We start from the raw sequence: 7,856 nt of genomic DNA, 5'->3' as shown, positions 1-7,856 counted from the left end.
TCCAGCTTAGTAAATGTCATCGCAATCGCTGTTTGATGCACTCATACTGGAACTGTAGCGAGCATAGCTCAACTTAACCACCCCCTATCCCTAGTGCCGCTGCGTAAGTCCTGGAAAATTGAAAGCCTGCCTCTTTGCAAGAACGATGCTCTTAACTCTACAAAGAGCTTTTGTTAGACAAGTCGTCACCCTTAGTTCAAAAAATGGCATTGCTGATTTGATGTATGAAATTCGTAGAGTCATGCATTGCCATGACTCTACAGAGGGAACTGAGATTCGCGAATCATACCTGCATTCAGCAACGCCCAAAAAATATCTCTCGCAACTTTTCCTATTAATTAAACGAATAGCAGTTAGCAAGTAAGTCCAGGTAGAGTTGCTACTGATGTGTACAAGCACTGCACTACAGATCGAGTGAATGCTCGATTGTGTAGTCTCATATTGAATATTGGAATAACTGCTGCTGAAGCCAGGATTTAATTGCTTCAGTATCACGATTAAAACAATAAATCTAGGCGAAAACTTGCTGAAAACATATTCTATGTCTGGCTTTGAGAAGCATTAAACTAATGCCTCGGCAGAATTCTCAAAGCCCTAAAATTAAAGTTCTGAAATTCTACGGCTCAGAACGTTTAGCTATATCGCTGCTCTCATTTCAGGCGGATTGCAAGTATCCGGTCATGAATCAATGAAGAGCACTTACCTTGAGATGTCACAATCATCTTAGTCAAAGCCCTAGCATTGAGCCGACAGTTCATGTAGACTCTGCCTGAAACTTAGTTTTGTCTGCACCCTATCTTATAGTTATCAGATGCCTCCTCAGTTATACCACCTGGCTGCGTTCCTGGTTTCGGCTGTGGTTGTTCTTATTAGCACGCCGATTGTCAAAAAAATTGGACTCAAGAGCGGGCGCGTAGACATGCCGGGTGGACGCAAAGTTCACCAACGACCAATGGTACGCTTGGGCGGAGTTTCCATATTTCTAGGAGCGCTAGTGGCGCTGCTAACCATTTGGGGGCTGGGCGGATTTGGCTATCTGCCACCCGACAAAGAATACGAAATTTGGGGCGTTACCGTTGGCGGTTTGGGCTTTTTTCTAATTGGGTTAGCCGATGACCTATTTGGTCTACCTGCAGTGGTCAGGCTGTTGCTACAGGCGATCGTAGCAGGCTGTGCTTGGCAAGTAGGGGTCCAAATCGATTTCCTCACCGTGCCCTTCCTGGGGTTAGTCTCTCTGCCCGTTTGGATTAATCTGCCCATTACGATTATCTGGTTGGTTGGCATGGCCAACGCCATCAATTGGATTGATGGGCTCGATGGGCTTGCAGCAGGAGTCTCCGGGATTGCCGCCGTCGTCATGTTGGTCGTCAGTCTCTTCATGAATCAACCCGCCGCTGCTTTGATTGCCGCCGCCCTTGCCGGGGGTGCTCTGGGATTTCTCCGCTATAACTTCAATCCAGCCCAAATTTTTATGGGCGACGGGGGGGCTTATTATATGGGCTTTACCCTGGCTGGCGTAGGGGTAGTCGGGTTAGTCAAGAGCGTTACTACAGTTGCTGTACTCTTGCCCTATCTCATTTTGGCAGTGCCAATTTTAGATATGTCGGCAGTCATCTTGGACCGTTTACGTCACGGCAAATCTCCTTTCGTTGCAGACAAACGCCATCTGCACCATCGCTTACTCAACGCGGGGCTTTCTCATCGGCTAACGGTTCTATTTATCTATGCACTGACGCTTTGGGTTGGCAGTTTAGCGCTAGCCTTTTCTAATATCCCTAGTGGGGTTGCTTATGCAGTTGGGGCGACTGCACTGCTCAGCTATATGAGCTGGCAAGTTAGAAAACATGCCCGTTAGTAGGTGAACTTGATGAGCCATAGTGCCGAAACGAATAGTGCCGAAATTATCTGTGTGGGCACAGAGTTGCTGCTGGGTGAAATTCTCAACAGCAATGCCCAATTTCTGGCCCAACAGCTCGCTCAGTTAGGGATTCCTCACTATTACCAAACGGTTGTGGGAGACAATCCGCTGAGGCTACAGAAGGTACTGGCGATCGCCTGTGAGCGATCGCGCCTTCTGATCTTTACAGGTGGCTTAGGTCCAACTCCTGACGACCTGACCACCGAAACCCTGGCAGACTTCTTTGAAGTTCCTCTCATTGAGCGTCCTGACATTCTCGAAGACATTGCTCGTAAGTTTGCTAGTCGCGGCAGAGTCATGTCACCTAGCAACCGTAAACAAGCACTTGTTCCCAAGGGCGCAGAAATCTTACCCAATCCCTGGGGCAGCGCTCCTGGAATTATCTGGCAGCCCCGGTCTGGGCTAACCTTGATGACCTTTCCTGGTGTTCCCAGTGAAATGCAGGCAATGTGGCAGCAAACTGCCGTTCCTTATCTTCAAAGCCAGGGATGGGGCAAGGAAATTATCTACAGCCGCACATTGCGCTTTTGGGGCATTGGCGAATCAACTTTGGCTGAAAAAGTGGTTTCCTTTTTTGACCTAAAAAATCCGACCGTCGCTCCTTATGCCGGAAAAGGAGAAGTCAGGTTGCGAGTTTCTGCCAAAGCCAGTTCAGAAGCGGCAGCACTGGAACTGATTGAACCCGTCACTCAGCAACTTCGTGAAATTGCTGGGGCAGATTATTACGGCAAGGATGACGATACCCTTGCTGTGGCAGTTGGCAAACTGCTTCAGGATGCTGGACAAACTCTGTCGGTAGCGGAGTCGTGCACAGGGGGTGGATTAGGACATCTGCTGACATCAGTTTCGGGCAGTTCTAGCTACTTCAAGGGAGGAGTCATCTCTTATGACAACCAGGTCAAGGTCTTGCTGCTGGACGTTAACCCAGAAGATTTAGCGCAGCACGGGGCAGTAAGCGATGTTGTCGCGAAGCAAATGGCGCTAGGAGTTAAGCAGCGTTTAGCGACCACTTGGGGACTCAGCATTACGGGAGTTGCCGGACCAACGGGCGGCACAGAAGAAAAACCTGTAGGCTTGGTTTACATCGGCTTAGCCGGACCAGATGAGCAGGTCGAAAGCTTCGTTTATTCCTTCGGTTCACAACGCAGCCGTGACTGGATTCGCTGGATTAGTACCTGCAATGCGCTTGACCTGCTGCGGCGCAGGCTCTTGATCCCCAGCAATCCTTAACAAATAATTAACCGACTTGATCATTCTGAAAGATTCGTTATGATCAAGGTGAACACTTTACGTTGACTTTATTTAAGCTAAGACTTTCTTGGCTTGATTAAGTTCCTGGTCTACGGCGAAGGAGCCTTTGGGTTAATGGATTACATCGAAAACATACTGGACAAGCTGAAAGAGTGGGCACGCAGGCTAATTGATGCTCTGTTAGGCCCAGAAGCTGAGCCTGAACCCGAACCCATTCCAATTCCTGTTAATGACCGCCGCCGATAGTCGTGAACCTTCTGGGTTAAGTGCCTCTTCAGAATCAAGCGCTCAATGGTTGAGCATTTTAGTTCTGCATGGCCCTAATTTGAACCTTTTGGGTAAGCGCGAACCAGGCATTTACGGGCATGAAACGCTGGATGGCATTAATCGCTCTCTAGATCAGGAAGGGCGATCGCTCCAGGTAAATGTTTCGAGTGTCCAGTCTAATCACGAAGGTGTACTGATTGACGCGATTCAGGAAGCGCTAGGTGAGCATCACGGTATTCTGATTAATCCTGGTGCGTATACCCATACAAGCGTTGCTATTCGAGATGCGATCGCGTCTGTCTTGCTACCAGTTGTAGAGGTCCATCTTAGTAACATTTACCGACGCGAGGCTTTTCGGCATCACTCTTACATTGCACCAGTGGCAATTGGGCAAATTAGCGGTTTTGGAGCTGACAGCTATCGTCTGGGGCTTCATGCGTTAGTTCACTACCTGAGACGGAACTAGTACTCAAGTTTTTACAAAAATTCGTTACGCTGGAGAAAGGCTGAGTGTTAAACCACTTGGTCTTTTTGATTTTGAAACCGTTCAGGACGGGACGGTGCGCTACTGGCATGGAGGAAAGATGCTGACAGAAAAACTTGAGCAACTCAAAGCTCTATTTACCGAAATGGGACAAGCGCTAGTTGCTTATTCTGGTGGAATTGACAGTACGCTGGTGGCAAAAATTGCCTTCGATGTGCTGGGCGATCGAGCCTTAGCAATCACAGCTGAATCTCCCTCCTTATTGCCCGAAGATTTAGAAGATGCCCGAATCCAGGCAGCAGAAATCGGCATCGCCCATCAGGTGGTACAGACTCATGAGATGGACAACCCCAACTACACCTCGAACCCAGTCAATCGCTGCTACTTCTGCAAAAGTGAACTGCACGACACACTCAAACCCCTAGCACTCAAGTGGGGCTATCCTTACGTGGTAGACGGTGTTAATGCAGATGACTTGTCAGACTATCGTCCCGGAATTCAAGCAGCGAAAGAACGAGGAGCGCGATCGCCCCTGGCAGAAGTCGGTGTGACCAAAGCCGAAGTTCGCGAACTCTCAAGACTGCTGGGCTTGCCCTGGTGGGACAAACCTGCCCAACCCTGTCTTAGTTCCCGGTTTCCCTATGGTGAAGAGATCACCGTTGGCAAACTTCAGCGAGTTGGCAGATCTGAACGCTATCTGCGCAACCTGGGGTGGCAAAACCTGCGAGTGCGTTCAGAAGCGGATACTGCCCGCATTGAGTTGCTGCCTGATCAAATCAAAGACTTTGTCTTGAAGACTGATTTACCAACTCTAGTTTCTGCCTTCCAATCCTATGGATTTCTCTACGTCACGCTTGACCTGGAAGGCTATCGCAGCGGTAAACTTAACCAGGTTTTGCAGCTTGAACTTCTGGCTCAAAACTGATTGATGATATTGGCTAATTTTGAAGAGAAATAATCAGCAGGAGCGACCCCACTTTGAGAATTACGAGCTGGGTCCGGAGGGGGCTGTCGCCATAGGACAAAAGGAATGCTGAGCAGCCCCAAAATTAGCACTGTGCCTGCCGTGAGCCAGACCATCAAGCGACTAGGGCGATAGTCTGCTTGTTCAATTTGCCAGAATACCTGGTTGTAGCGCCACACGGACAGGACGATTACTACCAGTCCAACAACAACCAGCGCGATACCGAGAGTTTGATAGCTAAATATGGAACAGGCAGCAAGTCCGTCCTCAACAACAGCAGTCTGTAATTCTCGCAGGAACAAGCCAAATCGAGCGATCGCCAGCCCAAAGCCAATCAAGGCGATCGCCGTTCTCAGCCACGCCAAAAAAGTTCGCTCATTTGCCTGATGTTCTCGCTGGCGATCGATCTTGGGTTGCTCGTTCACACAGATCAGCGATAGTTGGTAAATTGCAGTGCGACAGGCAAGTCTTCCTGCTTTAAACGCTGAATCACTGTCTGCAACTCATCCTTAGATTTAGCAGAAACCCGTACCGCATCACCCTGAATTGAAGCCTGAATTTTATTAAACTCATCTCGAATCAGCTTTGAAATCTTTTTGCCAATTTCTGCACTGATTCCCTTTTTCAGCTTGATTTCCTGACGCACTCGGTTACCACTGGCAGATTCGATTTTGCCGTAATCAAAAATCTTCAGCGGCAGATTACGTTTAGCAGCTTTAGTTTGCAGCAGCGTATGCACAGCCTGAAGGGTAAAGTCGCTGTCAGTGTTGATGACAATCGCCTCATCACCCAACTCCACAGTCGTTTTAGTGTCTTTCAAATCATAGCGACTGCCGATTTCCCGCACAGTCTGGTCAATCGCATTGACCAATTCTTGGCGGTCAAAGTCGCTGACAATGTCAAATGAATACGTAGAAGCCATGAGTAAATTGAGATAACTACGAGAACTACTAACTATTAACTTTTAGCTAACTTTTAGCAGACTCATCACCATAAGCGTAGCAATACTAGCGGAACCGACAAGAAACATCAGCGATCGCAGTAACGGCACGCTCACAATATAGAAAACCGAGTAGAAGAAGCGAGCAGCCAAATAGGCGATCGCCGCTCCAACGACCAGGGTTGAATTCAATTCCGTTACATACGCCATTAGCGCCGCTGCTGCAAATAGCACAAAAGACTCAAAGGAATTTTGGTGTGCCCAGGTTGCTCGCTGTGCCACCGCAGGCAGCTTATCAAACATAGCCCGTGGTGCAGCCATGTCATACCCTGCTGACAGCCGACCGTATGCCACAACTAAGAAAGGCAGATAAACCAAGATAGCTGCCCCAGCGATCGCATAGAGCAGCGTCGTAGACACAGGTAACTGTTCTAGAAAAGACATCACGCAGGCTAGTCAAAGTAAAACAACGTCACTAGCTTACGCTGATCTTCAGCATCCTGGCAGGTTTTTAACAGCGTATGGCTGTCATGAAAAGCAAAGCAAATAAGCTGCTGGCAGCGTGACACGATTTCCTGATTACAGACGGCGCTGGCTTCTGCTAGAGATAGCGTGTCATTAGCAGGATTTTCAACCAGGTGCATGACCTGATCAAGCTGATCACGAGATTCACGGGGTTGACGACTCAAGCTCTGAGGTAAAATCACCGTCAGCAAATTGGGGTCGGCCCGCATCGCTCCACGAATTGCAGCGGAATTAGTGCCTGTAGCGCCAGAGGTAAGGAGGCGATTACCCGATAGCACCAAAGCATAACTCATCAACTCAATCAAATGCTGATGAGTAATGGGTACATGACGCGACCCTAGCACCGCAATCCGCTTTGATCCAGCTTGCTGAATCGTTGCCAGCTCTTGCAAGAATTCATCTACGTTGGGCAGATCTACTGATTGGCTCAAAGACGGTATTGGGCTGAACGACCCAGCTATTTTAGCAGGTGTAGCGTGTCATCGAAACTTACCTTTAAGCTGAGAGAAAATTCTCAGCACAATCACAAACTCCACTACATTGAGAATTTGTCTCTCATAAAGGTCATAGTTTCTTCTAAGGCAGTGACCGGAGGACGCTTTACCGAAGTTAAATCAGGTTTACCAGCACAGTGCGCGCAATATTGGGGTTGCCCTGAAGGCAGCGACTCTGCCAAGCTGAGCCGTTCTATCATTTCAGCAGACAAATTTTCCATGGATTGGCTTTCATTTCCACTTAAAAAAACGAGCGTTAGACTTCCTAGCCGAACGCGATCGCCATCTTTGAGCAAAAGGCTCCGTTGCACCTTTTCCCCATTCACATAAGAGCCATTACTGCTATTTAAATCAGTCAAGTAGAAGCCTTGATGGTCAACGTATCGAATCACAGCGTGACAGCGGGACAGTCGCTTATCGGCGATCGGCAAAGTCACCTGACGAGAATCGCGACCAATAATCCAGGTATTTTGAGGCTGAGAGAGCATCTGTGTAGTGCCATCCCGCAAATTAGTTGTTAGATAAATTTGGCGATTTAGCACCACTCCCTGAATGTAGGGAAACATCATCCCGGGTAAAGCACTACCTCTTGAATTCTCCAGGTTAAGAATTTCATCCAATAACCCTCGATGGTGTTCATAGAGCTTTAGAAACAACTGATACAGCCCTAGACGCTGCTTCAATTCTGTATTCTCTACGGTATCTAATAATTCTGATGAGTATTCGGCTAAAAAATTTGCGTTAATCATATCTAGCTTGTGCTGGCTGGGCGTAAAAAGTCTCACTGTCCTCCTTCTAATGGCTGAAGCGGGTGAGGACAGTGACGAGTAAGCTTGACGAGCGTTAAGACCTTGTGGGGATGCCCCTGATCTGACTAATCATTCCATTCGTAGATGCTCAACTAAACTGAGGTTCTGTGAGCACCAAACTTAGACTAAGACCTCTCTCTGCTGGAGATAACCGCAAAATTACGATCAAATACAGAGTTGCAGGCATTTCGGGTAGTGAGATCT

The 7,856-nt window shown here is 48.2% G+C and carries 10 protein-coding genes; 5 read left to right on the top strand and 5 right to left on the bottom strand.

What is annotated here, in order from left to right:
• Positions 1 to 811 precede the first annotated feature (811 nt).
• The 5 genes from H6F93_RS16615 to larE all read left to right on the top strand — a co-directional run bounded on the left by H6F93_RS16615 (position 812) and on the right by larE (position 4,845).
• Positions 812 to 1,855, top strand: coding sequence for a glycosyltransferase family 4 protein (locus H6F93_RS16615; RefSeq protein WP_190642809.1), 1,044 nt, complete (start codon positions 812 to 814; stop codon positions 1,853 to 1,855).
• A gap of 12 nt (positions 1,856 to 1,867) precedes the next feature.
• Positions 1,868 to 3,148 (top strand): competence/damage-inducible protein A, encoded by a 1,281-nt coding sequence (locus H6F93_RS16610; protein WP_190642808.1) that lies wholly within the window; start codon positions 1,868 to 1,870, stop codon positions 3,146 to 3,148.
• 93 nt (positions 3,149 to 3,241) lie between these two features.
• Positions 3,242 to 3,415, top strand: coding sequence for a hypothetical protein (locus H6F93_RS16605; RefSeq protein WP_190642823.1), 174 nt, complete (start codon positions 3,242 to 3,244; stop codon positions 3,413 to 3,415).
• Positions 3,399 to 3,902, top strand: coding sequence for a type II 3-dehydroquinate dehydratase (aroQ, locus tag H6F93_RS16600; RefSeq protein WP_190642807.1), 504 nt, complete (start codon positions 3,399 to 3,401; stop codon positions 3,900 to 3,902). The genes H6F93_RS16605 and aroQ overlap by 17 nt, the downstream gene beginning before the upstream one ends.
• A gap of 118 nt (positions 3,903 to 4,020) precedes the next feature.
• Positions 4,021 to 4,845, top strand: a complete 825-nt coding sequence (gene larE / locus H6F93_RS16595) for an ATP-dependent sacrificial sulfur transferase LarE (protein ID WP_190682827.1) — start codon at positions 4,021 to 4,023, stop codon at positions 4,843 to 4,845.
• On the opposite strand, the gene H6F93_RS16590 is transcribed toward larE, so the two are convergent.
• The 5 genes from H6F93_RS16590 to H6F93_RS16570 form a co-directional block, all read right to left on the bottom strand.
• On the bottom strand, positions 4,836 to 5,309 hold the full coding sequence (locus tag H6F93_RS16590; RefSeq protein WP_190642805.1) for a DUF202 domain-containing protein: 474 nt from the start codon (positions 5,307 to 5,309) through the stop codon (positions 4,836 to 4,838). The genes larE and H6F93_RS16590 overlap by 10 nt on opposite strands.
• Before the next feature lie 5 nt (positions 5,310 to 5,314).
• Positions 5,315 to 5,806, bottom strand: a complete 492-nt coding sequence (locus H6F93_RS16585) for a YajQ family cyclic di-GMP-binding protein (RefSeq protein WP_190642804.1) — start codon at positions 5,804 to 5,806, stop codon at positions 5,315 to 5,317.
• Positions 5,807 to 5,848: 42 nt separating this feature from the next.
• Positions 5,849 to 6,268 (bottom strand): MAPEG family protein, encoded by a 420-nt coding sequence (locus H6F93_RS16580; protein ID WP_190682824.1) that lies wholly within the window; start codon positions 6,266 to 6,268, stop codon positions 5,849 to 5,851.
• An 8-nt stretch (positions 6,269 to 6,276) separates the two neighbouring features.
• The gene (locus H6F93_RS16575; RefSeq protein WP_190642802.1) at positions 6,277 to 6,780 is read right to left on the bottom strand and encodes a DNA recombination-mediator protein A; all 504 of its coding nucleotides are present in this window, start codon (positions 6,778 to 6,780) and stop codon (positions 6,277 to 6,279) included.
• 104 nt (positions 6,781 to 6,884) lie between these two features.
• A complete protein-coding gene (locus H6F93_RS16570; protein WP_190642801.1) occupies positions 6,885 to 7,592 on the bottom strand; it encodes an FHA domain-containing protein in 708 nt (235 codons plus the stop codon).
• Positions 7,593 to 7,856: the final 264 nt, after the last annotated feature.

Origin of the sequence: Leptolyngbya sp. FACHB-671 (assembly GCF_014695745.1) — a bacterium.
Lineage (GTDB): Bacteria > Cyanobacteriota > Cyanobacteriia > Elainellales > Elainellaceae > JAAUTN01.
Note: the sequence above shows the minus strand (reverse complement) of the source record. Positions and strands in the feature narration are given on the sequence as shown.

Bases quoted from the DNA above. Each gene is read 5' to 3' on its own strand.
- H6F93_RS16615 (WP_190642809.1), top strand. From the start codon at position 812: ATGCCTCCTCAGTTATACCACCTGGCTGCGTTCCTGGTTTCGGCTGTG.
- H6F93_RS16610 (WP_190642808.1), top strand. From the start codon at position 1,868: ATGAGCCATAGTGCCGAAACGAATAGTGCCGAAATTATCTGTGTGGGC.
- aroQ (WP_190642807.1), top strand. From the start codon at position 3,399: ATGACCGCCGCCGATAGTCGTGAACCTTCTGGGTTAAGTGCCTCTTCA.
- larE (WP_190682827.1), top strand. From the start codon at position 4,021: ATGCTGACAGAAAAACTTGAGCAACTCAAAGCTCTATTTACCGAAATG.
- H6F93_RS16585 (WP_190642804.1), bottom strand. From the start codon at position 5,806: ATGGCTTCTACGTATTCATTTGACATTGTCAGCGACTTTGACCGCCAA.
- H6F93_RS16580 (WP_190682824.1), bottom strand. From the start codon at position 6,268: ATGTCTTTTCTAGAACAGTTACCTGTGTCTACGACGCTGCTCTATGCG.
- H6F93_RS16570 (WP_190642801.1), bottom strand. From the start codon at position 7,592: ATGATTAACGCAAATTTTTTAGCCGAATACTCATCAGAATTATTAGAT.